Origin of the sequence: Streptomyces sp. S465 (assembly GCF_026898115.1) — a bacterium.
Lineage (GTDB): Bacteria > Actinomycetota > Actinomycetes > Streptomycetales > Streptomycetaceae > Streptomyces > Streptomyces luomodiensis.
On the sequence record NZ_CP114036.1, the window covers coordinates 6,079,195 to 6,104,916 of the forward strand.

22 protein-coding genes are annotated in these 25,722 nt (G+C 70.0%); 16 read left to right on the plus strand and 6 right to left on the minus strand.

What is annotated here, in order from left to right:
• Window positions 1-7: 7 nt before the first annotated feature.
• Together N6H00_RS25750 and N6H00_RS25755 are read right to left on the minus strand one after the other, a co-directional pair.
• Window positions 8-853, minus strand: a complete 846-nt coding sequence (locus N6H00_RS25750; protein WP_268974203.1) for a hypothetical protein — start codon at window positions 851-853, stop codon at window positions 8-10.
• A gap of 75 nt (window positions 854-928) precedes the next feature.
• Window positions 929-1,213 carry a hypothetical protein gene (locus tag N6H00_RS25755; protein WP_268974204.1) on the minus strand — a complete coding sequence of 95 codons (285 nt, stop codon included), beginning with the start codon at window positions 1,211-1,213 and terminating at the stop codon, window positions 929-931.
• 307 nt (window positions 1,214-1,520) lie between these two features.
• Between N6H00_RS25755 and N6H00_RS25760 the strand changes: the two genes are divergently transcribed.
• The 7 genes from N6H00_RS25760 to N6H00_RS25790 all read left to right on the plus strand — a co-directional run bounded on the left by N6H00_RS25760 (window position 1,521) and on the right by N6H00_RS25790 (window position 12,375).
• The gene (locus tag N6H00_RS25760) at window positions 1,521-3,653 is read left to right on the plus strand and encodes an ABC transporter family substrate-binding protein (protein ID WP_268974205.1); all 2,133 of its coding nucleotides are present in this window, start codon (window positions 1,521-1,523) and stop codon (window positions 3,651-3,653) included.
• A 362-nt stretch (window positions 3,654-4,015) separates the two neighbouring features.
• On the plus strand, window positions 4,016-5,911 hold the full coding sequence (typA, locus tag N6H00_RS25765) for a translational GTPase TypA (protein ID WP_268974206.1): 1,896 nt from the start codon (window positions 4,016-4,018) through the stop codon (window positions 5,909-5,911).
• A 545-nt stretch (window positions 5,912-6,456) separates the two neighbouring features.
• Window positions 6,457-8,097 (plus strand): peptide ABC transporter substrate-binding protein, encoded by a 1,641-nt coding sequence (locus N6H00_RS25770; RefSeq protein ID WP_268974207.1) that lies wholly within the window; start codon window positions 6,457-6,459, stop codon window positions 8,095-8,097.
• A 149-nt stretch (window positions 8,098-8,246) separates the two neighbouring features.
• On the plus strand, window positions 8,247-9,173 hold the full coding sequence (locus N6H00_RS25775; RefSeq protein ID WP_268974208.1) for an ABC transporter permease: 927 nt from the start codon (window positions 8,247-8,249) through the stop codon (window positions 9,171-9,173).
• Complete coding sequence (locus N6H00_RS25780) at window positions 9,166-10,155, plus strand: ABC transporter permease (protein ID WP_268974209.1); 990 nt, start codon at window positions 9,166-9,168, stop codon at window positions 10,153-10,155. Before N6H00_RS25775 ends, N6H00_RS25780 begins: the two co-directional genes overlap by 8 nt.
• A gap of 11 nt (window positions 10,156-10,166) precedes the next feature.
• Complete coding sequence (locus N6H00_RS25785; protein ID WP_268974210.1) at window positions 10,167-11,225, plus strand: ABC transporter ATP-binding protein; 1,059 nt, start codon at window positions 10,167-10,169, stop codon at window positions 11,223-11,225.
• Window positions 11,218-12,375, plus strand: a complete 1,158-nt coding sequence (locus N6H00_RS25790; protein WP_268974211.1) for an ABC transporter ATP-binding protein — start codon at window positions 11,218-11,220, stop codon at window positions 12,373-12,375. The genes N6H00_RS25785 and N6H00_RS25790 overlap by 8 nt, the downstream gene beginning before the upstream one ends.
• A gap of 83 nt (window positions 12,376-12,458) precedes the next feature.
• Here N6H00_RS25790 and N6H00_RS25795 read toward each other — a convergent pair whose 3' ends face one another.
• Window positions 12,459-12,716, minus strand: a complete 258-nt coding sequence (locus N6H00_RS25795; protein ID WP_268974212.1) for an ATP-binding protein — start codon at window positions 12,714-12,716, stop codon at window positions 12,459-12,461.
• A 24-nt stretch (window positions 12,717-12,740) separates the two neighbouring features.
• Between N6H00_RS25795 and N6H00_RS40230 the strand changes: the two genes are divergently transcribed.
• From N6H00_RS40230 to N6H00_RS25840, 9 genes are all read left to right on the plus strand, one after another.
• The gene (locus N6H00_RS40230; protein WP_329618555.1) at window positions 12,741-13,181 is read left to right on the plus strand and encodes a DUF397 domain-containing protein; all 441 of its coding nucleotides are present in this window, start codon (window positions 12,741-12,743) and stop codon (window positions 13,179-13,181) included.
• Window positions 13,182-13,268: 87 nt separating this feature from the next.
• Window positions 13,269-14,210: a hypothetical protein gene (locus N6H00_RS25805; protein ID WP_268974213.1), complete on the plus strand. Its 942-nt coding sequence runs from the start codon at window positions 13,269-13,271 to the stop codon at window positions 14,208-14,210.
• Between the two features lie 419 nt (window positions 14,211-14,629).
• Window positions 14,630-15,547 (plus strand): aminoglycoside phosphotransferase family protein, encoded by a 918-nt coding sequence (locus tag N6H00_RS25810; protein WP_268974214.1) that lies wholly within the window; start codon window positions 14,630-14,632, stop codon window positions 15,545-15,547.
• Window positions 15,548-15,826: 279 nt separating this feature from the next.
• Window positions 15,827-17,470 (plus strand): peptide ABC transporter substrate-binding protein, encoded by a 1,644-nt coding sequence (locus tag N6H00_RS25815; protein WP_268974215.1) that lies wholly within the window; start codon window positions 15,827-15,829, stop codon window positions 17,468-17,470.
• A 3-nt stretch (window positions 17,471-17,473) separates the two neighbouring features.
• Complete coding sequence (locus N6H00_RS25820) at window positions 17,474-18,397, plus strand: ABC transporter permease (RefSeq protein WP_268974216.1); 924 nt, start codon at window positions 17,474-17,476, stop codon at window positions 18,395-18,397.
• Window positions 18,390-19,430: an ABC transporter permease gene (locus tag N6H00_RS25825; RefSeq protein ID WP_268974217.1), complete on the plus strand. Its 1,041-nt coding sequence runs from the start codon at window positions 18,390-18,392 to the stop codon at window positions 19,428-19,430. Before N6H00_RS25820 ends, N6H00_RS25825 begins: the two co-directional genes overlap by 8 nt.
• Before the next feature lie 2 nt (window positions 19,431-19,432).
• Complete coding sequence (locus N6H00_RS25830; protein ID WP_268974218.1) at window positions 19,433-20,530, plus strand: ABC transporter ATP-binding protein; 1,098 nt, start codon at window positions 19,433-19,435, stop codon at window positions 20,528-20,530.
• The gene (locus N6H00_RS25835; protein WP_268974219.1) at window positions 20,505-21,557 is read left to right on the plus strand and encodes an ABC transporter ATP-binding protein; all 1,053 of its coding nucleotides are present in this window, start codon (window positions 20,505-20,507) and stop codon (window positions 21,555-21,557) included. Before N6H00_RS25830 ends, N6H00_RS25835 begins: the two co-directional genes overlap by 26 nt.
• A 51-nt stretch (window positions 21,558-21,608) precedes the next feature.
• A complete protein-coding gene (locus N6H00_RS25840) occupies window positions 21,609-22,391 on the plus strand; it encodes a GNAT family N-acetyltransferase (RefSeq protein ID WP_268974220.1) in 783 nt (260 codons plus the stop codon).
• Between the two features lie 84 nt (window positions 22,392-22,475).
• Here N6H00_RS25840 and N6H00_RS25845 read toward each other — a convergent pair whose 3' ends face one another.
• From N6H00_RS25845 to N6H00_RS25855, 3 genes are read right to left on the minus strand one after another with little or no spacing between them, the layout of a single operon-like run.
• Entirely contained in the window at window positions 22,476-23,594 is a 1,119-nt protein-coding gene (locus tag N6H00_RS25845) for an ABC transporter ATP-binding protein (RefSeq protein ID WP_268974221.1), read from the minus strand.
• A 12-nt stretch (window positions 23,595-23,606) separates the two neighbouring features.
• On the minus strand, window positions 23,607-24,674 hold the full coding sequence (locus N6H00_RS25850; RefSeq protein ID WP_268974222.1) for an ABC transporter ATP-binding protein: 1,068 nt from the start codon (window positions 24,672-24,674) through the stop codon (window positions 23,607-23,609).
• Between the two features lie 22 nt (window positions 24,675-24,696).
• The gene (locus N6H00_RS25855) at window positions 24,697-25,674 is read right to left on the minus strand and encodes an ABC transporter permease (protein WP_268974223.1); all 978 of its coding nucleotides are present in this window, start codon (window positions 25,672-25,674) and stop codon (window positions 24,697-24,699) included.
• Window positions 25,675-25,722 lie beyond the last annotated feature (48 nt).

Below are 25,722 nucleotides of genomic sequence, written 5' to 3' on the forward strand. Positions count from 1 at the left end.
ACCTCTCCTAGAAAAAGCGGGGATCGTCGAAGGCACCGCTGGCCACCAGATAGACGTAGAAGTCCGCGACGGCGACGCTGATCAGAGAGGCCCAGGCGAGCTGCATATGGCGCATGTTGAGCTCGCTCACCCAGCCCCAGAGCCGGTAGCGCACCGGATGCCGGGAGAAGTGCTTCAGCCGGCCGCCGACGATATGCCGGCAGGAGTGGCAGGAGAGGGTGTACGCCCAGATCAGCACGATGTTGACGAGCAGCACCAGCGTGCCCAGTCCCATATGGCCCCAGCGGCCGTGCTCGTCCCGGAAGCCGAGCACGGTGTCGTAGGTGAGGATCCCCGCGACGATCACCGCGAAGTAGAAGAAGTAGCGGTGGACGTTCTGGAGGATCAGCGGGAAGCGGGTCTCGCCGGTGTAAGTGGCGCGCGGCTCGGCGACGGCGCAGGCGGGCGGTGAGGCCCAGAAGCCCCGGTAATACGCCTTGCGGTAGTAGTAGCAGGTGAGCCGGAAGCCCAGCGGGAAGATCAGGATCAGCAGCGCGGGGGACAGGCCCCACCACGCGCCGAAGATCTCCCAGTTGGCGCCGCCCTTCATCGGTACGCAGTTCTGCGCGATACAGGGCGAGTAGAAGGGGGAGACGTACGGCTCGGCGTAGTAGTCGTCCCCGGCGAAGGCCCGCCAGGTGGAGTAGACGACGAACGCGAACAGCCCGGCGGCGGTGACCGCCGGAGCGAGCCACCAGCGGTCGCTGCGCAGATGGCGGCCGGGGATGGCGGCACGGGAGGCGCTGTGCACCCCGTGCGGGGCCGTCCGGCGGTCGGGGGGCGTGACGGCTTGCGGATCGGTGCCTGTGGCCAAGGGGAACTCCGCGGTGGAGTGGTGTGGGGAGACGGTGGGGCGCATCCCGCCGACGCGGGGCGCGCCGGACCGTCCCTAGGGCGCGTGGCGATCGCGCGCGCCGAGGCCCTCGTCATCGACGTCCGACCACAGCGCACTGTTGTACGGCGCGTCGGGGACCAGAACCATCTCGGGGCGTGATCGCTCCTCGGGAGCCGTCTCGCGCAACAGGGCGAGGCTCTCGCGCAGGTGGTCCGCGTCGGTGCGGACCCGGCGTATCTCCAGCCCGTCGGTGCCGACCCGCTGCTCCAGCCGGGAGACGGAGCGGACCAGGTCATCGAGACAGCGTTGGACGGCCGTCAAGTCGTCGTTCAAGGACATGACTTGCCCTCACTTCCGCGGTTGCGGTTGGCGACGCTCATGCGACAGCGAGTGTTACGCGCCGCGGTCGTGGTTGTGAAGGGATCTGTCGTGATTGGCGGAGCCACCGGCGCGATTCCGCCGCAGCGCGCCGGAGCGCGCGCCCGTCGCATTGATCCGGTCGGGTGATCCTTTCCCCTCGTGGCCGTCTCCGTGGCCGTCTCAGCGTGCTGTCCCATGAACCGTCGCTTTGAGTGAGGAGTATATGCGATCAACGTCACATTGTGCCAAATGCGCATATATCCGTCACCCTGCGGAGGTACGAGCCATGCCCATCGCCAAGCGCCGCCGCGCCATGTTGCTCGCCGCGGGGGTGATCCTGCCGCTTCCCGTGCTGACCGGCTGTAGCTCGGACGACGACGGCCCGCCGCCGCGCGCCGCCTGGGACATCGCCTCCGCACCACGCACCGGGACCACCGGCACCGGAACCCTGCGCTGGGCCCTGGACGCGATGCCCGCCACCTTCAACACCTTCCGGCCACAGGCCGACACGGGCACCCAGCGGGTCGCCGGCGCCGTGCTGCCCTCCCTCTACACCCTCGACGCCCGGGGCAGGCCGCAGCGCAACGGCGACTATCTGACCGCCGCCGACGTCACCTCGAGCGATCCCAGGCAGGTCGTGGTCTACAAGCTCAACCCCAAGGCGGTGTGGAGCGACGGGCGCCCGATCGGCGCGGAGGACTTCCAGGCCCAGTGGAAGGCGCTGCGCGGCACCGACGCGGCGTACGGGACGGCGCGCAACGCCGGATACGACCGGATCGCGAAGATCGAACCCGGGGACAAGGAGCACGAGGTCAAGGTCACCTTCGCCAAGCCGTACACCGACTGGCGCTCGCTGTTCACCCCGCTGTACCCGAAGAGCGTGATGGGCAACCCGGCGGTCTTCTCCGCGGCGGCCGGCAAGGGCCTCGCGGTCGGCGCCGGGCCCTTCATGGTGCGCCAGGTCACGGACACCTCCGTCACCCTCGTCCGCAACCCCCGCTGGTGGGGCGACCGGGCCCGGCTGAGCCGGATGATGTTCCTGGCGGTGCCGGCCGAGAAGCGGGCCGAGGCCCTGATCGCCGGGCAGCTGGACCTGGCCGAGGTGGACCGGACCACCGCCCGGCGCATCCGGGCCGCCAGTCCCGGCAAGCAGGCCGCGGGCGCCACCCGGGGCTCCTCGGCCCCGGGCGAGGCGGGCGCGCCGGAGCCGTCCGCCGGCGGTCGGGAGGCGGCGGACGGACGGGAGGCCGCCGGGGCGGCGGCGGGAGCCGGCGCCGGCACGAACCGGTCGCGGACCCGGGCGCTCGGCAGGTTCACCCTGCGCAAGGCCCTGGACCCCGCCTACACCCAGCTCGCCCTCAACGGCACCAAGGGCCCGCTCGCCGATGAGCGGGTGCGCCGCGCGGTGGCCCGCGCGATCGACCGCAAGGCCCTCGCGAAGCTGGTGCTGAAGCCGCTGGGGCTGCCGGCCGACCCGCTCGGCAACCATCTGCTGATGGCGGGCCAGTCGGGCTACAAGGACCACAGCGGTGCCCTCGGCGCCCCGGACACCCATGCCGCGCAGTCGCTGCTCGCCGACGCGGGCTGGCGGGCGAACGACGCGGGCCGGCAGAAGGCGCTCGACGGCAAGACGGACGACCGGGGCAGGCGGCGGAGCGCCCCGACGGCCATGGCCACGGACCCCGCCACGGCTCCGGCCACGGACTCGTACGCGTACTCACCCGGCACGGACCCGGACTCCTACGCGCCCGGCACGGACCCCGCCGCCCAGGGCGCCCCGAATTCCGCCACCGAGAGCGCCTCCGGCACCGCCACCGAGAGCGCCTCCGGTGCCGCCCCCGCGGCCGGGGACGCGGGGCGGTCCGGACGGGTCGGGGAGACGGCGGTCGTACGGAAGAAGGGGCGGCCGCTGGTGCTGCGCTTCGTCCTCCCCGACGACCGGACCGGCGCCCAGCTGCGCACGGTCGGCGAGCGCATCGCGCGGATGCTGGAGAAGATCGGCGTCCGTACCGAGATCACCAGGGTTCCGGGCGAGAGCTACTTCCGGGACCACATCGTCACCGGCGACTACGACCTGGCCCTCTACTCCTGGCCCGCCTCCGCCTACCCGGCCACCGACGGCCGTCCGATCTACGCCAAGCCGCAGCCCGCCGCCGACGGCTCCCTGGTCGTCGAGCAGAACTACACCCGGGTGGGCACGGACCAGATCGACCAGCTCTTCGACCAGGCGCTCACCGAGCTGGACGGCGGCACCTCCCGTTCCCTGGTCAGCCGCGCGGACTCGCGGATCTGGGCGGCGGCCGGATCGATTCCGCTCTATCAGCGCCCCCAGCTGGTCGCGGTGCGCAAGGGACTGGTCAACGCGGGCGCCTTCGGCTTCGCCACCCCCCGCTACCAGGACATCGGCTTCCGTCGCTAGGCCCTGTCTGACAAATAGCGCCGTCCGCCGGAGGCGGTGCTCGCGGCGTCTGGTGCAGGGGGTACCTCCCAGCGGTAGCTGGGGGAGCATCGCAAGGCGGAGGATCGTCCTCGTAGTGGGCCTACTCGGACGACTCCGACAACGCAGCGAGGTGCCGTGCCAGGCGTCGCGAGCAAGGCGGGATTTGTCAGACAGGGCCTAGAGCCGCTGGACAGGACGGCGGGCGCGGGGACGGGCTGCGGCATCCGTCCCCGCGCCCTCCCCGTACCATGGGGGTGAGGCCGAGGCGTGATCAGCCCGGCGGAAGGCGCGCCGCACCAGGAGCGCGCCGCCACCCACGAAACCGGGAGAAGCGCGCTTTCATGCCCACGCGCCACGACATTCGTAACGTCGCCATCGTCGCCCACGTCGACCACGGCAAGACGACCCTCGTCGACGCCATGCTCAAGCAGGCGGGTGCGTTCGCCGCTCACCAGCAGGTGGACGACCGGGTCATGGACTCCAACGACCTGGAGCGCGAGAAGGGCATCACCATTCTCGCGAAGAACACCGCCGTGAAGTACCACCCGGCGGACGGCGGCGACCCCGTCACCATCAACATCATCGACACGCCCGGCCACGCCGACTTCGGCGGTGAGGTCGAGCGCGGTCTGTCCATGGTCGACGCGGTGGTCCTGCTGGTGGACGCCTCCGAGGGGCCGCTGCCGCAGACCCGCTTCGTGCTGCGCAAGGCGCTCCAGGCCAAGCTGCCGGTGATCCTGTGCATCAACAAGACGGACCGCCCGGACTCCCGGATCGACGAGGTCGTCAACGAGGCGTACGACCTGTTCCTGGACCTGGACGCGACCGAGGAGCAGATCGAGTTCCCCATCGTCTACGCCTGTGCGCGCGACGGTGTGGCCTCGCTGACCAAGCCGGAGGACGGCACCGTCCCGGCCGACAGCGACAGCCTCCAGCCGTTCTTCTCCACCCTGCTGGAGACCGTCCCGGCGCCCGAGTACGACGCGGCCGCGCCGCTCCAGGCCCATGTCACCAACCTGGACGCGGACAACTTCCTCGGCCGGATCGCGCTGCTCAGGGTCGAGCAGGGCGAGCTGAAGAAGGGCCAGACGGTCGCGTGGATCAAGCGCGACGGCACCATCTCCAACGTCCGGATCACCGAGCTGCTGATGACCGAGGCGCTCACCCGCAAGCCCGCCGAGGTGGCCGGCCCCGGTGACATCTGCGCCGTCGCGGGCATTCCCGACATCATGATCGGCGAGACCCTGGCCGATCCGGAGAACCCGATCGCGCTGCCGCTGATCACCGTCGACGAGCCCGCCATCTCGATGACCATCGGCACCAACACCTCCCCGCTGGTCGGCCGTGGCCCCGGCGGCAAAGGCGCGGACAAGTCGGCCGTGAAGGACCGGAAGGTCACCGCCCGGCTGGTCAAGGACCGCCTCGAGCGCGAGCTGATCGGTAACGTCTCGCTGCGCGTGCTGCCCACCGACCGCCCGGACGCCTGGGAGGTGCAGGGCCGGGGCGAGCTGGCGCTGGCGATCCTGGTGGAGACCATGCGCCGGGAGGGCTTCGAGCTGACCGTCGGCAAGCCGCAGGTGGTCACCCGCGAGATCGACGGCAAGGTGCACGAGCCGGTCGAGCGCATCACCATCGACGTGCCCGAGGAGCACATGGGCGCGGTCACCCAGCTCATGGGCACCCGCAAGGGCCGGATGGACAACATGTCCAACCACGGCTCCGGCTGGGTCCGCATGGAGTTCATCGTCCCCTCCCGCGGTCTGATCGGCTTCCGCACCGAGTTCCTGACCTCGACCCGCGGCACCGGTATCGCGCACTCCATCCACGAGGGCCACGAGCCGTGGTTCGGCGAGCTGAAGACCCGTAACAACGGCTCGCTGGTGGCCGACCGCGCGGGCGCGGTGACCGCCTTCGCGATGACCAACCTCCAGGAGCGCGGTGTGCTGTTCGTCTCGCCGGGCACCGAGGTGTACGAGGGCATGATCGTCGGCGAGAACTCCCGCTCCGACGACATGGACGTCAACATCACCAAGGAGAAGAAGCTCACCAACATGCGGTCCTCCACCGCGGATGTGACCGAGTCCCTGGTCCCGCCGCGGCTGCTGTCGCTCGAGCAGTCCCTGGAGTTCTGCCGCGACGACGAGTGCGTCGAGGTGACGCCGGAGACGGTGCGCATCCGCAAGGTGGTGCTCGACCAGAAGGAGCGCGCCCGGACCGCCGCCCGCGCCAAGCGCTGAGGCGTACGGCCACGCCCCCGGGCGCTGACGCGTACGGTCGCGCGCCGGGCCCGGGAGGGGCCATGCCGCGCGCCGATGCGCACCCCCGGCGCCGGTCACTGAGCGTAGGCGCCCCACCGTGCGTCCGTGAGCTGCCAACGGCCCGGACCCACCGCTTCCACAGCGGGGGTCCGGGCCGTTGCCATGTCAGGAAGGTGTCAGTCAAGCGGTTATGCGGATTCGTGTGTCCGGATATCGGTGTCCGGGCTCCGCATGATGTGTTAACAGTCCGTTTCGCGTGTGTCTGTCTGGGGCAGTTTTGTCCGGATTTCGAAGCTCCGCGCGTAGATGCTGTGACCAAAGCGAGACCCATAAGGTGTGGTTTAAGGGCCGGACGTGCTCAATCATGGGGTCCATTGAGCTCGGGTCAATGGGTCACACGCTGTGGGGAGCGCGGACCTACGAGCGCATCTGGGGGGTTCCGGTCCCTTTCGCTGTCAGGGGTGTCAGCGTGTCTCCGGGCGCCCCCTCTCGTAGTGACAGTGGACTCCTGAGGAGGCAAACCCATGCGCGGTGCCAAGAGCGCCAAGTGGGTCGCGTTGGCAGCGGTTGTGGCGCTGGCCGCGACCGCCTGTGGTGGCGGCGACAGTGACAGCGGCAGCAATGACATGAACAAGGGCACGGCGGACCCGGACGGGATCATCACCGCCCAGCTCGGCGAGCCGCAGAACCCGCTCCAGCCGGCGAACGCCAAGGAGAGCCAGGGCAGCCGCGTGCTGCGGGCGATCTTCGCGGGTCTGGTGGACTACGAGCCGGGCACCGGCAAGCTGGTCTACGTCAACGCCGAGTCCGTCACGCCCAACAAGGACTCCTCGGTCTGGACCGTCAAGCTCAAGCCGGGCTGGAAGTTCCACAACGGCGAGACCGTGACCGCCAAGTCCTACGTGGACTCCTGGAACTGGTCGGCCAACGTCTCGAACAACCAGACCAACTCCAGCTGGTTCCAGGACATCAAGGGCTACGAGGACGTCCACCCGGACAAGGGCAAGCCCAAGGCCGACAAGATGTCCGGCCTCAAGGTCGTCAACGACAACGAGTTCAAGATCGAGCTCAACGGCCCGGTCTCGTACTTCGCCTACAAGCTGGGCTACGACGTGTGGGCCCCGCTGCCCACCGGCTTCTTCAAGGACCCCAAGGGCTTCGGTGAGAAGCCGGTCGGCAACGGCCCCTACAAGTTCGTCTCCTGGGACCACAAGAAGCTGATCAAGGTCCGCAAGTTCGAGGGCTACCAGGGCCCGAACAAGGCCAAGAACGGCGGCATCGACTTCAAGAACTACACCACCGCCGACGCGGCCTACTCGGACCTGCGCTCGAACAACCTCGACTGGATCGAGCAGGTTCCGACCACCGCGCTCACCAACTACAAGAGCGACCTGGGCAGCCGCGCGATCGACGAGGAGTACTCGGCGGTCCAGTCGATCGTCCCGGCCTTCTACACCAAGCAGTTCAAGGACATCGACCCCAAGGTCATCCAGGGTCTGTCCATGGCGATCGACCGTGACACGATCACCAAGACCGTGCTGCACGGCTCCCGCACCCCGGCCGACAGCTTCGTCGCCCGCGGAGTGCTCGGCTACAAGGCCGGCGCGCTGAAGGAGCAGGTCACCTACGACCCGGCCAAGGCCAAGGCGCTCATCAAGGAGGGCGGCGGCGTCCCGGGCAACAAGATCTCGATCCAGTACAACGCCGACCAGGACCACAAGCCCTGGGTGGACGCGGTCTGCAACAGCATCCGCAAGGCCACCGGCGTCGACTGCGTCGGCGACTCCAAGCCCGACTTCCAGGCCGACCTGAACGCCCGTGACAAGCACCAGGTCAAGTCCATGTACCGCGGTGGCTGGGTGCTCGACTACCCGGTCAACTCGAACTTCATGAGGGACCTCTACGGCTCCAAGGCGGCCGGTAACACCAGCGGCTACGCCAACAAGGAGTTCGACGAGCTCGCCGACAAGGCCGACAAGGCCGCCACCCTGGACGAGACCGTGAAGCTCTACCAGCAGGCGGAGCAGGTCCTCGCGAAGGACATGCCGGCGATCCCGCTGTGGTTCTACAAGGTCAACAGCGGCCAGTCCAACAAGATCCTGGGCAAGATCCCCTACGGCCAGGACGGCGACCCCATCTTCACCGACGTGCAGGTGAAGAAGTAATCATCGGGACCAGCCGGCCGGTGCCGCCGCTCCTCCCACCGGGGAGCGGCGGCACCGGTCCGCAGGCGTGAGGCCCGCAGCTCATCCCCCCACCCGCGTGGCGCAGACGAGACGTGGCCTTCGCCGCCCCCCAACGGCATGGAGGCATAATGGGGCGCTACGTCGCCAGGCGACTGCTCCAGATGATCCCGGTCTTCATCGGGACCACACTGATTATTTTCCTCATGGTCCACGTCCTCCCCGGTGATCCCATCCGGGCGATGTGGGGAGACAAGGCCGCGGACCCCGCGCAGGTCGCGTCGCTCCGCCATGAGTTCGGGCTGGACCAGCCCCTGTGGAAGCAGTACCTCGACTACATGGCCGACCTCTTCCAGGGAGACTTCGGCAAGACCTTCGGCGGCCGCCCGGTCTCCGAGGAGATGGGCATGGCCTTCCCGGTGACCCTCCGCCTCGCGGCGGTGGCCCTCACCATCGAAATGATCGTCGGCATCGGGCTCGGCGCCTGGGCCGGTCTGCGGGCCGGCCGCGCCGCCGACACCGGCGTGCTGATCTTCACGATGATCGTCATCTCGATGCCGGTCTTCGTCTTCGGCTACCTGGCCCGGTTCATCTTCGCCGACGAACTCGGCTGGCTGCCGCCGAACGTGCAGGACTCGATGGACGTCCAGCAGCTGCTGCTGCCCGGCTTCGTCCTCGCGATGCTCTCCATGGCGTATGTGGCCCGGCTGACCCGGACCACGTTCGCGGAGAACCTGCGCGCCGACTACATGCGCACCGCGCTCGCCAAGGGCCTGCCGCGCCGCCGGATCGTCGGCGTCCATCTGCTGCGCAACTCGCTCATCCCCGTGGTCACCTTCCTCGGCACCGACGTCGGCGCGCTGGTCGGCGGCGCGGTGGTCACCGAGGGCATCTTCAACGTCCAGGGCGTCGGCAATCTGCTCTTCAAGGCGCTCGGGCAGCGGGAAGGCTCCACCATCGTCGGCATCGTGACCGTCTTCGTTCTCGTCATCCTGCTGATCAATCTGCTCGTCGACCTGCTGTACGCGGTCCTGGACCCGAGGATCCGGTATGCCTGACGTGACCAAATCCCCGTCCGGATCGCCGTCCGGCACGGCAGTCGGCACGGCGGTCGACGCCGTGGCCCCGCCGACCGAGGTGGACACCGCCCCCGTTGCCGGCCCCGCCCCCCAGGGCAAGCCGCGCTCGCTGTGGGGCGACGCCTGGTACGAACTGCGCCATCGCCCGCTGTTCTGGATCTCGGCGGTGCTGCTGGTGCTGCTGCTGTTCATCGCGGCGTTCCCCGGCCTGTTCACCGGCGCCGACCCGCGCGACGGCGACCTGACCAACCACTTCCTCAGCAAGCCCGAGCTGACCCACTTCTTCCAGGCCGACTGGTTCGGCTACGACGGTCAGGGCCGCTCCATCTACGCCCGCGTCATCTACGGCACCCGCGCCTCGATCATGGTCGGCGTCGGCGTGACCGTGGTGGTGACCCTCTTCGGCGGTCTGCTGGGCATGGTGGCCGGGTACTTCGGCGGCTGGATCGACTCGATCATCTCCCGGCTCGTCGACATCTTCTTCGGTCTGCCGTTCCTGCTCGGCGCGATGGTCGTCCTGAACGCGTTCACCGAGCGCAAGGTGTACGTGGTCATCGCGGCCCTCGCCTTCCTCGGCTGGACGACGATCGCCCGGGTGATGCGCAGTTCGGTGATCACGGCCAAGCAGGCGGACTACGTCACCGCGGCGCGGGCGCTCGGCGCGGGCACGCCCCGGATCCTCTTCCGGCACGTCCTGCCGAACGCGCTGGCCCCCACCATCGTGGTGGCCACCATCTCCCTCGGCGCGTACATCTCCGCCGAGGCCACGCTGTCCTTCCTCGGCCTCGGCCTCGCCGACCCCACCATCTCCTGGGGCATCGACATCTCCGACGCCAAGGACGCCATCCGGGACAACCCGCATGTGATGCTGTTCCCGGCCGGAATGCTGAGCCTGACCGTCTTCGCATTCATCACGCTCGGCGACGCGGTGCGCGACGCCCTCGACCCCAAGCTGCGCTGAGGAGGGCGTACGTGACCACCATCGAGAAGACCGCGGACGACGCCGTCCGTCAGGGCGCCGGCGACGACGGCACCCCGCTGCTGGAAGTCCGCGACCTGCATGTGGAGTTCCACACCCGGGACGGTGTCGCCAAGGCCGTCAACGGCGTCAACTACAACGTCCACGCCGGTGAGACGCTCGCCGTCCTCGGCGAATCCGGCTCCGGCAAGTCCGTGACCGCCCAGGCGATCATGGGCATCCTCGACATGCCGCCCGGCAAGATCCCGCAGGGCCAGATCCTGTTCCGGGGCGAGGACATGCTCACCATGTCGGGGGAGGAGCGCCGCAAGATCCGCGGCCAGAAGATCGCCATGATCTTCCAGGACGCCCTCTCGGCGCTGAACCCGGTGCTCACCGTGGGCTACCAGCTCGGCGAGATGTTCCGGGTCCACCAGGGCCTGTCCAAGAAGGAGGCCAAGGCCAAGGCCATCGAGCTGATGGACCGGGTGCGCATCCCGGCGGCCAAGGAGCGGGTGAGTGACTACCCGCACCAGTTCTCCGGCGGTATGCGCCAGCGCATCATGATCGCCATGGCGATGGCGCTGGAGCCGGACCTGATCATCGCCGACGAGCCGACCACCGCCCTGGACGTGACCGTCCAGGCCCAGGTGATGGACCTGCTCGCGGAGCTCCAGCGCGAGTACCACATGGGTCTGATCCTGATCACCCACGACCTGGGCGTGGTGGCGGACGTCGCCGACAAGATCGCCGTGATGTACGCGGGACGGATCGTGGAGACCGCCCCCGTGCACGAGCTCTACAAGCGCCCCGCCCACCCGTACACCCGCGGTCTGCTGGACTCGATCCCGCGGCTGGACCGCAAGGGCCAGGAGCTCTACGCGATCAAGGGTCTGCCGCCCAATCTGCTCAAGATCCCCTCGGGCTGTGCCTTCAACCCGCGCTGCCCCAAGGCGCAGGACATCTGCCGTACGGAGGTCCCCGCCCTGGTACCGGTCACCGAGCAGGACGGCACGGAGCTGCCGGGCCGCGGCAGCGCCTGCCACTTCTGGAAGGAGACCCTCCATGGCTGACACCGAGAAGACCGAGACGGCCGTGGAGCCGGCCGCGGACGCCACCCCCAACGTCACGGAGGTGGAGACGGTCGACGCGGCCACCGAGGACGAGGCGGTCGCCGCGCTCGAGGCGAAGGTCGACCGCGGCGAGCCGATCCTCCAGGTGCGCAACCTGGTCAAGCACTTCCCGCTGACCCAGGGCATCCTCTTCAAGCGGCAGATCGGCGCCGTCAAGGCGGTCGACGGCGTCTCCTTCGACCTCTACCAGGGCGAGACCCTCGGCATCGTCGGCGAGTCGGGCTGCGGCAAGTCCACCGTCGCCAAGCTGCTGATGACCCTGGAGACCGCCACCGCGGGCGAGGTCTTCTACAAGGGCCAGGACATCACCAAGCTGTCGGGCCGCGCGCTGCGGGCCGTCCGCCGCAACATCCAGATGGTGTTCCAGGACCCCTACACCTCGCTCAACCCGCGCATGACGGTGGGCGACATCATCGGGGAGCCCTTCGAGATCCACCCCGAGGTGGCCCCCAAGGGCGACCGCCGCCGCAAGGTCCAGGAACTCCTGGACGTGGTGGGCCTCAACCCCGAGTACATCAACCGCTATCCGCACCAGTTCTCCGGCGGCCAGCGCCAGCGCATCGGCATCGCCCGCGGGCTCGCCCTCAACCCGGAGATCATCATCTGCGACGAGCCGGTCTCCGCGCTCGACGTCTCCGTCCAGGCACAGGTCATCAACCTGATGGAGGGCCTCCAGGACGAGTTCAACCTCTCCTACATCTTCATCGCCCACGACCTGTCCATCGTCCGGCACATCTCCGACCGGGTCGGCGTGATGTACCTGGGCAAGATGGCCGAGATCGGCTCCGACACCGAGATCTACGACCACCCGACGCACCCCTACACCCAGGCGCTGCTGTCGGCCGTCCCGGTCCCGGACCCGGAGTCGCGCGAGGGCCGCGAGCGCATCATCCTCACCGGCGACGTCCCCTCCCCGGCCAACCCGCCCTCCGGCTGCCGCTTCCGCACCCGCTGCTGGAAGGCCGAGGACAAGTGCGCCAAGGAGACCCCGCTCCTGGCCATCCCCGAGCGCTTCGCCGGCACGGATTCGCCGGCGGCGCACGAGTCGGCGTGCCACTTCGCGGAGGAGAAGGACGTGGTCCACGCCTGACGCTTCCGCGCGGGCCGCTGCCGAACGACGAGGGCCCGCCCGGACCGTGCTGATCACGGTCCGGGCGGGCCCTCCCCGTCGTTTCAGGCCCCGTCCGACTCGGTCCAATGCCGCACCCGGACGGGCGTCGGCGGGTTCAGCGTGAACCATACGTCCTTGCCGGTGACGCCCGCGTCCTTGCCGGTGTAGTCCTGTACCCCCCAGGTGCCGGAGCACGACTCGACGATCGTGAGGCCGCGCCCACCCTCGTCCTCGGCGGCAGCCGCCCCCGACTGCGGCAGCCCGCACCCGGAGTCCCACATGGTGACCCGGAAGTCGGACGGTGTGGGCTCCCAGTCCATGCCCTCCGCTAGGAAGGCGCACACATGTCTCAGCTCGCGTGGCGCAAGTCGAGCTTCAGCGAGGGCCACACCGACACCTGCGTGGAGATCGCCACCGACTCCACCGGCACCCGTCACCTCCGTGAGAGCGACGACCCGGAGGTCGTCATGGCTACGAACCCCGCCGCGCTCCGCGCGTTCCTGCGGGCCGCGAAGGCGGGGGAGTCGCACTCGACCCCGCCCCGCCCGGTACCCCTCGCCGCAGTGCTTGATCTGACGCAACTAATGCATCAAGCGATTCCAGGGGGTACCCCCAACCCCTGGCCCCCTGCTGTCCGGCATCGACACTGGCCTCCCGCGCACGGATGCCGCCACCCGCGCCCACATCAACCGGCCCGGCGGCCGGCGACGCGGCCCGCGCCCCGGCGGCTCCTTGTGCTCCAGCGGTTCCATGTGCTCCCGTCGGCTGATTCTCACTCCTCCTGAGTGATGACACGTATGCGCCCGGCGGTTGACGCCCGTGAGGGCAGGGTGAATGAGACTTGAACTCCCTTTCCTCAGTTGGGAGTTCAGGTGGACCGGTGGGATTGGGTCGGGCGGGTCGCGGCGTATGGGGCAGCGCTGGCGCTAACGCCCTACCTGCTGATCAAGGTGTCGTGGGTGGTCGGTTCGCTCTTGGGGCTGCTGCCGGTAGGGACCGGGTTCGGCAAGACGGAGTGGGTGGTGCTCAACAGCGCAACGATCGGTATGGCAGGGATCGGAATCGCGGTGGCGCTCGCGCTGGTGCGGCCGTGGGGGATGCGCATACCGGGAGCGCCGTTGGCTTTCTGCGCTTGGGTGGGGACGGGGTTCCTCGTCCCGGTGTTGCCGTACGCCGTTCTCAGTCCGCTGCTGGGCTCGGCGGATGGCAATCCGAACAGTGGGAGTGACGCCGGCCCGTCGATGCCGGTATGGGAGGCCGCGCTGGTTCAGATCGGGTTTGTAGGCATGGGGCTGGGTCTGGCCATCGCGCTGCCCACGTACTTGCGGCGGCGCTGGCCGGACGCGTTCGCGGGCCGGCTCGGGGACGGTGGGGAGAGCTCGCCAAGGGTGCTGCCATGGATGGCCGTGGTCGGTGCCGCAGTCGGTCTCATCTGGCTGTACTGGGCGGTGGGCGGCACCGTAGGTGTCGCCCACCGCGGCGAGCGGGACCTCGCTTGGTATGTGCTGTCCGGAGTTCTCGGGCTTTGGGCGTTCGTGGCGTCCGCCGCCACCTGGGCTGCCGTCCGAGGCCGGCCCGCACGAGTCCCTCGGTGGGGTCCAATGGCGCTCGGCTGGATTGGCTCGGGCTCATTGTTCGCCTGGAGCGGCTGGAAGCTTCCGTTCACCCTGTACCTGGCAGTCGCGCAACCGGCCGATGCGGCCCTGCCGGAAAACCTCGCGCTCGCGGCAGTCTTGCACCTCGCAGCAGTGGGGGCGGGCGCCGCAATGCTGCGAGCGCTCGTTCGTACGCGGCTGGTGTCATCGAACTCGTAGACGATCCTCTCTCCCGTGGCGCTGTGGCGGCTGGACGTCGCCCTGCGGGAGATGGTCGCTCCGCCGACGCATACAGGCCATGAAGCGTCATCGAGCGCGGAAGCTGTGCCAGAACCGATTCTCGTGAACAAAGCCAGGCGGTCGGCGACGGTGCCCGGCCCCTTATTCCCCGGTGTGACCGCCCACAGCTTTGGCAGGGGAACCGGTCAGCGCATGGCGGCGTCCATCCTGGCACTCTGCCGATCATGACTTCTGACCGAGGACCGTTTCCGTGCTGGTCTACAACGACACGGGGCACCTCCCCGATGAGCTTCGGTGGACCGGTTTTCCAGCGGACCTTCACCTCTGACGCCTCGGCCGTAATCGCTTGACGCAGATCCGCCCGGAACCAGGCCGCTCCCCGATTACCGTTGCTCCACATGACGGCCACCGAGATGGACATCACCGAGGACCTGATCCGGGATCTGCTGCGCGAGCAGCACCCCGACCTGGCGGATCGTCCCTTGAAGCTCGGAGCGCTCGGCTGGGACAACCAAGTGTGGCGGCTCGGTGACGACCTCGCCGTCCGGATGCCTTGGGCGACGCGGTCCGCGGACGCGCTGCTGCGCAAGGAACACGCCTGGCTGCCCCTCCTGGCCCCGCGTCTTCCTCTGCAAATTCCCGTCCCGCAGCGTCTTGGCGAGCCCTCCGAACGGTTTCCGCGGCCCTGGCTCATCACCACCTGGGTGCCGGGCGAGCCCGCCGACCGCGCCCCCGCTACGCGCGCCGCGGAGGCGGCCGTCACCCTGGCCGACTTCCTGACCGCCCTCCACCGCCCCGCTCCCGACGGGGCGCCCTCCGGCCGGGACCGCGGTGGCCGGTTGGCCGACACCGCCGAATACTTCACCCGAGAGCTCGCCTCGGCCACCGAATCGGGGCTGATCCGCGACCCGGACGCCGTTCGCGCGGTCTGGGAGGACGCCGCCGCCGCGCCGGACTGGGCAGGTCCACGCCTCTGGCTCCACGGCGACCTGCATCCAGCCAACATCCTGACCACGAACGGCACCTTCTCCGGCGTGATCGACTTCGGTGATCTCTTCGCCGGCGACCCGGCCTGCGACCTCGCCGCCGCCTGGATCCTGCTGCCGGACGGCGCCGTCGACCGCTTCCACCAGACCTACCAGCCGAGCCCGGACGCCGCGACGCTGCGCCGCGCCCGCGGCTGGGCGGTGCTGCGCGCCCTCGTCGGCATCCACGTCGGAGACGCCGGCGTCCACGGCCGCCCCGGAGGCAAGCCCACCTGGGGCCCACCCGCCCACGCCTCACTGCGACGCCTCATCGCATCGGCCCACCAGTGATCGGGCATCCCGCCGGCCCGACTGCGTGATCTCACGCAACTCATGCATCAAACGGCTTCCGGATATCCGGTAACAAGGCTTGAAACAGTGGCTGTTGATGCGGGACAGTGCTGAAGAAAGCGCTTGCCGAGCGAGGGACGTACCGCTCGGCTCGCGCTTCACCAAGCCTCCCCACCTCCGGCCCGCCACCCCGGACAGCGGTCATCGACGTGCGCCGCCGCCGCGGCCGATGTCAGATGGGCCTAAGGCGGATCTTGGACCGGATCCTCGGGAGGCGCCATGCGTCGCGGAGTCCCGTATTCCCTGCGTGTCAGGCGCACGCTGTCCGTCCTCTGCGTGTCCGCCGTCGCCCTGCCCCTGACGGCCTGTGGCGGCGGGGACGGTGGTGCCGAGCCCGGTGTCATCCGCTCGTCCTGGGGCGATCCCCCCAATCCGCTGGAGCCGGCCAACACCAACGACGTCCAGGGCGGCAAGGTGCTGGACATGATCTTCCGGGGGCTCAAGCGCTACGACCCGCGGACCGGCGAGGCCAAGAACGCGCTCGCGGACCGGATCGAGAGCTCCGACCAGCGGAACTACACCATCACCCTGAAGAAGGGCCGGCGGTTCGCCAACGGGGAGAAGGTCACCGCCGCCTCCTTCGTCGACGCCTGGAACTACGGCGCCCGGATCGACCACCAGCAGCGCAACGCGTACTTCTTCGAGTACATCGAGGGCTATGACAAGGTCCATCCCGCCTCCGGCGGCGCCCCTACCGCCAAGACCCTCTCCGGACTGCGGGTCAAGGACGAGCGGACCTTCACCGTCCGGCTCACCCAGAAGTTCTCCACCTGGCCCAAGACCCTGGGCTACAACGCCTACGTACCGCTGCCCCGGGCGTTCTTCGAGGACCATGCCGCCTGGCTGAACAAGCCCATCGGCAACGGCCCGTACCGGGTGCGGTCCTACACCAAGGGCTCGGTGATGAAGCTGCGCGCCTGGGACGGGTATCCAGGACCCGACAAGGCCCGTAACAAGGGGGTCGATCTGCGGGTCTACACCGACAACAACACCGCCTACACCGATCTCCAGGCGGGCAATCTCGATCTGGTCGACGACGTCCCGGCGCAGCAGCTGAAGTTCGTCCGCTCCGATCTCGGCGACCGCTACCTCAACCAGCCCGCCGGGATCATCCAGACCCTCACCTTCCCGATGTACGACCGCGCCTGGAGCGGCCCGGCCAAGGCGGGGCTCCGCCGGGGGATCTCGATGGCGATCAACCGGGCGCAGATCACCGAGCGGATCTTCCACGGCACCCGCACCCCCGCGACCGACTGGACCTCCCCGGTCCTGCGCCACCAGGGCGGCTACCGGCCGGGGCTGTGCGGGGGCGCCTGCCGCTACGACCCGGTCCGGGCGCGCAAGCTGATCAAGGCGGCCGGGGGGCTGCCGGGCGGCCGGATGACGATCACGTACAACGCCGACACCGGCTCCCACAAGGACTGGGTGGACGCGGTCTGCAACAGCGTCAACACCGTGCTGAGAAGCGACCGGGCGTGTCTCGGCAGACCGGTCGGCACCTTCGCCGACTACCGCAACAAGATGGCGGGCAAGAAGATGACCGGGCCGTTCCGGGCCGGCTGGCAGATGGACTATCCGCTGATCCAGAACTTCCTCCAGCCGCTCTACTACACCGGCGCCTCCTCCAACGACGGCCACTTCAGCGACACCGGCTTCGACCGGCTGGTGAACCAGGCCAACGCCGCCTCCGCCGACGGCCGGGCCATCGCCGGGTTCCAGGACGCGGAGAAGATCCTCGCCGCGCAGATGCCCGCCATTCCGCTGTGGTACCAGAACGGCAGCGCGGGCTATTCGCGGCGGCTCAGCCAGGTGGCGCTCAATCAGTTCAGCGTCCCGGTCTACGCGCAGATCAGGGTGGGCTGAGCCATGGGCCGCTATACGCTGCGGCGGCTGCTGCAGATGATCCCGGTGTTCATCGGCTCCACCTTCCTGATCTTCTTCATGGTGTACGCGCTCGGCGACCCGGTCGCCGCGCTCTTCGGCGACAAGGCCCCCGACCCCGCCACCGCCGCCCGCATCCGTAAGGACCTCTATCTCGACGAGCCGCTGTGGCGCCAGTACCTGCACTACATGGGGCAGATCTTCAGCGGGCACTTCGGTACGGCGTTCAACGGCCGGCCGGTGACCGAGCTGATGGCGAGCGCGTTCCCCGTCACCCTCCGGCTCACCCTGGTCGCGGTCGTCTTCGAGATGGCGCTGGGCGTCACCCTGGGCGTGCTCAGCGGGCTGCGCCGCGGCCGGGGACTGGACACCTCGGTGCTGCTGCTCACCCTGGTCGTGGTCTCCGTCCCGACCTTCGTCAGCGGCACGGTGCTCCAGTATCTGTTCGGCGTGAGCTGGGGCTGGGCCAGGCCGTCGGTCTCCCCCGAGGCGCCGCTGGGCGAACTGCTGCTGCCCGGGGTGGTGCTGGGGCTGGTGTCGCTCGCGTACACCACCCGCCTCACCCGTACCTCCATCGTGGAGAACGCCCGCGCCGACTACGTCCGCACCGCCGTCGCCAAGGGGCTGCCGCGCCACCGGATCGTCACCCGGCATCTGCTGCGCAACTCGCTGATCCCGGTGGTGACCTTCATCGGCACGGACATCGGCGCGCTGATGGGCGGGGCCATCGTCACCGAGCGGATCTTCAACATCCACGGGGTGGGCTACCAGCTCTACCAGGGCATCCTGCGCCAGAACTCGCCGACCGTCGTCGGCTTCGTGACCATCTTGGTGATCGTCTTCCTGCTCGCCAATCTGCTCGTCGACCTCCTCTACGCCGTGCTCGACCCGAGGATCCGGTATGCCTGAGCCTTTTGACACGCGCTACCCCATGAGCTACGACATGACCGAGGCGACCGCACCGGCCGACCGCGGCGGCGGCCCCGTGGACCTCGCCGTCTCCGGCCGCCGGCCCCTGACGGGCGGCCCCCGGCGCCGCCCCTTCCCCTGGCGCAAGGCGTCCGGCCGCCGCTCCGGAGGGCCGGCCGGAGCGGCGGCCGGACGGGGACTGTGGTCCGACGCCTGGCACGATCTGCGCCGCAACCCGGTCTTCATCCTCTCCGCGCTGATCATCCTCTTCCTCGTCGTGATCGCGATCTGGCCGCAGCTGATCGCGAGTGGTAACCCGTACCACGGCGACCTCGCCAAGGCGCAGGACGGCCCGGCCCCCGGCCACCCCTTCGGCTACGACCTCCAGGGCCGCGATGTCTACACCCGCACCGTCTACGGCGCCCGTACCTCCATCACCGTCGGCATCTGCGCCACCCTCGGTGCGGCGCTGCTGGGCAGTGTGCTGGGCGGGCTCGCCGGGTACTTCGGCGGCTGGTGGGACGCGCTGCTCTCACGCGTCGCCGATGTCTTCTTCGCCATCCCGATCCTGCTGGGCGGGCTGGTCTTCCTGTCCGTGGTCACCAGCGGCTCGGTCTGGCCGGTCGTCGGCTTCATCGTGCTGCTGGGCTGGCCGCAGATCTCCCGGATCGCCCGCGGCTCGGTGGTGACCGTCAAGGAGCACGACTACGTACAGGCGGCGCGGGCGCTCGGCGCGAGCGGCCGCCGGACGCTGCTGCGCCATATCGCGCCCAATGCCGTGGCCCCCGTGATCGTCGTCTCGACCATCGCGCTGGGCACCTACATCTCGCTGGAGGCCACGCTGTCCTTCCTGGGCGTGGGGCTCAAACCGCCCACCGTCTCCTGGGGCATCGACATCTCCTCCGCCGCCACCCAGATCCGCAACGCGCCGCACATGCTGATGTGGCCGGCCGGGGCGCTGTCCATCACGGTCCTGGCGTTCATCATGCTCGGCGACGCGGTGCGCGACGCCCTCGACCCCAAGCTGCGCTAGCCATGGCGGCCCGCCTGCTGGAGGTACGGGACCTCCGCGTCGAATTCCGCACCCGGGACGGGATCGCCGAGGCCGTCGGCGGGGTGAGCTACGGCGTGGACGCGGGCCGCACCCTCGCCGTGCTGGGCGAGTCGGGGTCCGGCAAGTCCGTGACCGCCCAGGCGGTCATGGGCATCCTCGACTCCCCGCCCGGCCGGGTCACCGGCGGCCAGGTGCTGTTCCGGGGGCGGGACCTGCTGACGATGGGCGCGCGGGAGCGCCGCCGGATCCGGGGCGCCGAGATGGCGATGATCTTCCAGGACGCGCTCTCCGCCCTCAACCCGGTGCTCCCCGTGGGCGCCCAGCTCGCCGAGATGTACCAGGTGCACCGCGGGATGTCCCGCAAGGACGCCCGGCGGCGGGCGGTGGAGCTGATGGACCGGGTCCGCATCCCGGCGGCGGGGCAGCGGGCCGGGGACTATCCGCACCAGTTCTCCGGGGGCATGCGCCAGCGCATCATGATCGCCATGGCGATGGCGCTGGAGCCGGACCTGATCATCGCCGACGAGCCGACCACGGCTCTGGACGTCACCGTCCAGGCCCAGGTCATGGAGCTGCTCGCGGAGCTGCGCCGGGAGTACGCCATGGGACTGGTCCTGATCACCCATGACCTGGGCGTGGTCGCGGACGTGGCCGACACCATCGCCGTGATGTACGCGGGCCGGATCGTGGAGACCGCTCCGGTGCGCGACCTCTACCGCCGCCCTGCCCACCCCTACACCCGGGGACTGCTGGACTCGGTGCCGCGCGTGGACCACCGGGCCGACGGGAGTAGCCGGGCGAACGGGGAGGACCACCGGGCCAATGGGGGCCACCGGGCCAACGGGGGCCACCGGGGCGAGCGGCTCTACGCGATCAAGGGAGCGCCGCCCAGCCCCCTGGCCATGCCCTCCGGCTGCCCCTTCAACCCCCGCTGCCCGCGCGCCCAGGAGATCTGCCGTGTCGAGCGCCCGCCGCTGTACGAGGTGACGGCGGCGGGCACGTCCGCCCCGTCCGGGCGGACCAGCGCCTGCCACTTCTGGAAGGACGAACTCGATGCCCTCGCCCCCCTCGACGCCTGAGTCCGCCACCGCGCCCGTCCTCGAGGTCCGCGACCTCGCCAAGCACTATCCGCTGACGCGGGGGGTGCTGGTGAAGCGGCGGATCGGCGCGGTCCGGGCGGTCGACACGGTTTCCTTCGCCCTGCGGCGCGGGGAGACGCTCGGCATCGTCGGCGAGTCCGGCTGCGGCAAGTCCACCGTCGCCAAGCTGCTGGTCGGCCTGGAGCGGCCGACCGCCGGGTCGATCCACTACCGGGGCGAGGACATCTCCCGGCTGTCCGGCCGGGCGCTGCGGGCGGTCCGCCGCAACATCCAGATGGTGTTCCAGGACCCCTACACCTCGCTCAACCCGCGCATGACGGTGGGCGACATCATCGGCGAACCCTTCGAGATCCACCCCGAGGCGGCGCCCAAGGGCGACCGGCGGCGGGCGGTCCAGGAGCTGCTGGAGGTGGTGGGGCTCAGTCCCGAACACCTCAACCGCTATCCGCACCAGTTCTCCGGCGGCCAGCGCCAGCGCGTCGGCATCGCCCGGGGCCTGGCCCTGCGGCCGGACGTCATCGTCGCGGACGAGCCGGTCTCGGCGCTGGACGTATCGGTGCAGGCGCAGGTGGTCAACCTGATGGAGAGCCTCCAGGACGAGTTCGGCCTGTCCTACGTCTTCATCGCCCACGACCTGTCGGTGGTCCGGCACATCTCCGACCGGATCGCCGTGATGTACCTGGGCCGCATCGCCGAAACGGGAACGGGCCCCGAGATCTACGACCACCCCACCCACCCGTACACCCAGGCGCTGCTCTCCGCCGTCCCGGTCCCGGACCCGGAGTCGTACCAGGGCCGCGAGCGCATCGTCCTGACCGGCGACGTCCCCTCCCCGGCCAACCCGCCCTCCGGCTGCCGCTTCCGCACCCGCTGCTGGAAGGCCCAGGACCGCTGCGCGGCGCAGGCACCGGCGCTGACGGTCCCGGCGGGCCTGCCGGGGGCGGCCGCGCATCCGTCGGCGTGCCACTTCGCGGAGGAGCGCCAGGTGGTGCGGACGCCGTCCTGAGCCGGCGGGATACGGCCGCTCCGGCGGGATGCGGCCGCTTATGATCGCGGGATGCCACGAGACGACCTTCAGCGGGTCCGGGACTTCCGGCTCTCCTTCGCCCGTCGCCAGGCGGCCGAGGTGCGGGAGGTACCGGGCGGGTTCCTGGTGCTGGACGTACGGTACGCGCGTTCCCATGAGCACAATCAGCTGCATGTCGTCGGGCCCGCCGACCCCGAGGGACTGCCCGGTCTCGCCGACGAGACCCTGGCGCCCTTGCCGCACCGCCGGATCACGGTCCATGACGAGGCCCTCGGGCTGGTCTGTGTGCCCGTGCTGGAGCGGGCCGGGTACCGCCACGTCACCGAGGTGCTGATGGTGCACACCGGCCCGGTGCCCAAGGCGTCGGCGGCCGATGTGGTGGAGCGGGAGCTGGGGCCGGAGCCGCATGGGCTGCTGCGGCGGGCGGTGACGGCGCAGCAGCGGCGGTGGATGCCGGACGCGGACGAGCGGACCGTGCACGACCTCGTGGAGCGGCGCGAGGCCCGGCGGGCGGGGGCCGAGGAGGTGCTCTTCCTGGCCGCCCATGACGACAGCGGCGAGGTCGTCTCGTGGGCCGATCTGTATCTGGCGCCCGCCGCCGGAATCGCCCAGATCGAGGAGGTGGTGACCGCCGAGCCGTACCTCCGCCGTGGCTACGCCGACGCCGTCGTGACCGCCGCGCTGCGCCGCGCGGCCGCCGCCGGATGCGCGCTGCGGTTCCTCGTCGCCGACCAGGACGACTGGCCGCTGCACTGGTACGGCCGCCGCGGGTTCACCGCCGTCGGCCGTACGCACGCCTTCACGCGCTGCTGAGTCGCCGCTTCACGCGCTGCTGAGCCGCCGTTTCACGCGCTGCCGGGCCGCCGTTTCACGCGCTGCCGAGTCAGCCGCTTCGGGTCACGGCTCCTTGCGCGGCGGCGCGTCCGGGCCCGCCTCGGCCGCGATCAGCGCCGGGTCGAGGACGACGTCCTCCGCGCGGGCCTGGAGGCTCGGGTCCTCGGGGAAGTGGCAGGCGGACAGGTGGCCCTCGCGGTTGCCGTCCAGCCGCAGCAGCGCGGGCTCCTGCCGGGCGCACAGGTCCTGGGCCTTCCAGCAGCGGGTGCGGAAGCGGCAGCCGGTGGGCGGGTTGATGGGGGAGGGCACGTCCCCGGCGAGCCGGATGCGTTCCCGGGGAGCGGCGTCCGCGGCGTCCTCGGCCATCACCACCGCCGCGTCCGGGACGGCGGACAGCAGGGCGTGGGTGTACGGGTGGCGGGGGCGGCGGTAGATGGAGTCGCGGTCGCCCACCTCGACCACCTTGCCCAGGTACATCACGGCGACGCGCTGGGAGAAGTGGCGTACTACGGCGAGGTCGTGGGCGATGAACAGGAAGGCGATGCCCAGGTCCCGCTGGAGCTGCTGGAGCAGGTTGACGACCTGCGCCTGGATGGAGACGTCCAGCGCCGAGACGGGTTCGTCGGCGACGATCAGCCTGGGTTCGAGGGCGAGCGCGCGGGCCACGCCGATGCGCTGGCGCTGGCCGCCGGAGAACTCGTGCGGGAAGCGGTTGTAGTGCTCGGGGTTGAGGCCCACGATCTCCAGCAGTTCGCGCACCCGGGCCTCCCGGCCGCCCGGCGGATCGATCCCGTTGATCTGCATCGGGCCGGAGATGATGGTGCCGACGGTCTGCCGGGGGTTCAGCGAGGAGTACGGATCCTGGAAGATCATCTGGATCTCGGAGCGGATCGGGGCGAGCTCCTTGCGGCCCGCGTGGGTGATGTCCCGGCCCCGGTAGGTGATCTTTCCGCCGGTGGGCTCCAGCAGCCGGGTGAGCAGCCGGCCCGTGGTGGACTTGCCGCAGCCGGACTCGCCGACCAGCCCGAAGCTCTCCCCGGCGTGCACGGTCAGATCGACCCCGTCGACCGCCTGCACGGCCCCGACCTTCCGCCTGACCGGGAAGCCACCCATGATCGGGAAGTGTTTGGTCAGCTTCTCGGCGACCAGGAGGGGTTCGGGGGTGCCCGACTCGATGCCCATTCGTCAGCGCTCCTAGCTCAGCCGGGGCTTGATCTGCTCGGTGAAGAGGGTCTGTTTCCGCTCGGCCGTCAGGTGGCAGGCGGCGCCCCGGCCGTCCGGGAGCACGGGGCGCTCGGTGGCACAGCGGTCGCCCGCCACCTGGTCCGGATAGGGGCACCGCGGATGGAAGGGGCAGCCCGGCGGCGGGTTGAGCAGGCTCGGCGGGGAGCCGGGGATGGGGCTGAGCGGCTCGTCCACGGCCGAGGACAGCCGCGGCATGGAGCCCAGCAGCCCCCAGGTGTACGGGTGCTGGGGCGCGCGCAGCACCTCGCGGACCGTACCGCGCTCCACGGCCCGGCCCGCGTACATCACCAGCAGGTCGTCGGCGGTGTTGGCGACCACCCCCAGGTCATGGGTGATGAGGATGATCGCCGAGCCGAACTCCTGCTGGAGGTCCTTCAGCAGATCCAGGATCTGGGCCTGGACGGTCACGTCGAGGGCGGTGGTCGGCTCGTCGGCGATCAGCAGATCGGGGTCGCAGACCAGCGCCATCGCGATCATCGCGCGTTGCCGCATCCCGCCGGAGAACTGGTGCGGATAGTCGTCCACCCGCAGCCGCGCGTTGGGGATGCCGACCTTCTCCAGCATCTCGATCGCGCGGGCGCGGGCCTCGCGCTTGGACGCGCCGGTGTGCTTGCGGTACGGCTCGGCGATCTGGCGGCCCACCGTGTAGTACGGCGACAGGGCGGTCAGCGGGTCCTGGAAGATCATCGCCATGGTGTTGCCGCGCAGCCGCTCCAGGGTGCGCTCGGGCGCCCCGGTCAGCTCCTGCCCATCCAGCAGGATCTCGCCGGTGACGGTGGTGGTGCGCGGGTCGTGCAGGCCCAGCACGGTGAGGTTGGTGACGGACTTGCCGGAGCCGGACTCGCCCACGATGCCGAGCGTCCGGCCGCGCTGAAGGTCGAAGGAGAGGCCGTCGACGGCCTTGACGACGCCGTCCTCGGTCGAGAAGCGGACGTACAGGTCGCGTACGGACAGGAAGGCGCCGGGGTCGGCCTCGGGGGGCGTCGCGCCGTCGTCGGGCTTGGTGAGTGTGGTCATCTCGGCAGCAGCTCCGGATCGGTCAGGCGAGGCGCACGCGCGGGTCGATGAAGGCGTAGGCGGCGTCGACCAGGATGTTGAACACCACGATGGCCGCGGAGCTGACCAGCATCACCCCCATCAGCATCGGCAGATCGGTGAGCTGGACGGATTCCACCGCCAGCCGTCCGATGCCGTGCAGGGTGAAGGTGTACTCGGTGACCATGGCCCCGCCGAAGAGCGATCCGAGGTCGATGCCGAAGATGGTGACGATCGGGGCGATGGCGCCGCGCCAGGCGTAGCGGAAGAAGACCGTACGGCCGGCCAGCCCCTTGGCCCGCGCCGTGCGGACATGGTCCTCCTGGAGCTGCTCGACCATCTGGGAGCGGGTCATCCGGCTGTAGTTGGCCATGAAGATCAGCGACAGCACCAGCCAGGGCAGCAGCATCCCGCTGAACCACTTCGCCGGATTGTCGGTGAAGGGGTAGTAGGCGGGCTGATCCATGATCCCCAGCCCGCTGACGAACCAGGCCAGGGCGAGCACCCCGACGAAGTAGATCTGCATCGAGGCGCCGAGCAGCGACAGTGAGCTGACGAACTTGTCGATCCAGGTGCCGCGCCGCCAGGCCGCGATCATGCCGATGCCGACGCCGAAGACCAGGAAGACGGCGGCGCCGCCGATGGCGAGCGAGAGGGTGGTGGGGAAGCGGTCCACGATGGTGCCCCAGACCGGCTCCTGGCTGACGAAGGAGTAGCCGAAGCAGGGGGCGTCGCAGTGTCCCACCGCGAAGTCCCGCCCGGCGACGATCCCCACCATGAACTTCCAGTACTGGACCGGCACCGGCTGGTCCAGGCCCAGATTCTTGTTGATCATGGCGAGCGAGGTGGGGTCGCAGTTCTTGCCGCAGGCGAGCCGGGCCGGTTCGGCGGGCAGGGCGAAGAAGAGGAAGAACGTGATCGCGCTGATCAGGATCAGGATCACGATCGCGCCGAGGGACCGGCGGGCGAGGAATCTCAACATGGCGTCGGTGATCTTCCGCTAGGGGCGGGGCCCGGCCGCACCGCGCCG

Bases quoted from the DNA above. Each gene is read 5' to 3' on its own strand.
- typA (WP_268974206.1), top strand. From the start codon at position 4,016: ATGCCCACGCGCCACGACATTCGTAACGTCGCCATCGTCGCCCACGTC.
- N6H00_RS25855 (WP_268974223.1), bottom strand. From the start codon at position 25,674: ATGTTGAGATTCCTCGCCCGCCGGTCCCTCGGCGCGATCGTGATCCTG.
- N6H00_RS25830 (WP_268974218.1), top strand. From the start codon at position 19,433: ATGGCGGCCCGCCTGCTGGAGGTACGGGACCTCCGCGTCGAATTCCGC.
- N6H00_RS25755 (WP_268974204.1), bottom strand. From the start codon at position 1,213: ATGTCCTTGAACGACGACTTGACGGCCGTCCAACGCTGTCTCGATGAC.
- N6H00_RS25820 (WP_268974216.1), top strand. From the start codon at position 17,474: ATGGGCCGCTATACGCTGCGGCGGCTGCTGCAGATGATCCCGGTGTTC.
- N6H00_RS25795 (WP_268974212.1), bottom strand. From the start codon at position 12,716: ATGGACTGGGAGCCCACACCGTCCGACTTCCGGGTCACCATGTGGGAC.
- N6H00_RS25760 (WP_268974205.1), top strand. From the start codon at position 1,521: ATGCCCATCGCCAAGCGCCGCCGCGCCATGTTGCTCGCCGCGGGGGTG.
- N6H00_RS25775 (WP_268974208.1), top strand. From the start codon at position 8,247: ATGGGGCGCTACGTCGCCAGGCGACTGCTCCAGATGATCCCGGTCTTC.
- N6H00_RS25850 (WP_268974222.1), bottom strand. From the start codon at position 24,674: ATGACCACACTCACCAAGCCCGACGACGGCGCGACGCCCCCCGAGGCC.
- N6H00_RS25840 (WP_268974220.1), top strand. From the start codon at position 21,609: ATGCCACGAGACGACCTTCAGCGGGTCCGGGACTTCCGGCTCTCCTTC.
- N6H00_RS25780 (WP_268974209.1), top strand. From the start codon at position 9,166: ATGCCTGACGTGACCAAATCCCCGTCCGGATCGCCGTCCGGCACGGCA.
- N6H00_RS40230 (WP_329618555.1), top strand. From the start codon at position 12,741: ATGTCTCAGCTCGCGTGGCGCAAGTCGAGCTTCAGCGAGGGCCACACC.
- N6H00_RS25835 (WP_268974219.1), top strand. From the start codon at position 20,505: ATGCCCTCGCCCCCCTCGACGCCTGAGTCCGCCACCGCGCCCGTCCTC.
- N6H00_RS25770 (WP_268974207.1), top strand. From the start codon at position 6,457: ATGCGCGGTGCCAAGAGCGCCAAGTGGGTCGCGTTGGCAGCGGTTGTG.
- N6H00_RS25790 (WP_268974211.1), top strand. From the start codon at position 11,218: ATGGCTGACACCGAGAAGACCGAGACGGCCGTGGAGCCGGCCGCGGAC.
- N6H00_RS25810 (WP_268974214.1), top strand. From the start codon at position 14,630: ATGACGGCCACCGAGATGGACATCACCGAGGACCTGATCCGGGATCTG.
- N6H00_RS25845 (WP_268974221.1), bottom strand. From the start codon at position 23,594: ATGGGCATCGAGTCGGGCACCCCCGAACCCCTCCTGGTCGCCGAGAAG.
- N6H00_RS25825 (WP_268974217.1), top strand. From the start codon at position 18,390: ATGCCTGAGCCTTTTGACACGCGCTACCCCATGAGCTACGACATGACC.
- N6H00_RS25815 (WP_268974215.1), top strand. From the start codon at position 15,827: ATGCGTCGCGGAGTCCCGTATTCCCTGCGTGTCAGGCGCACGCTGTCC.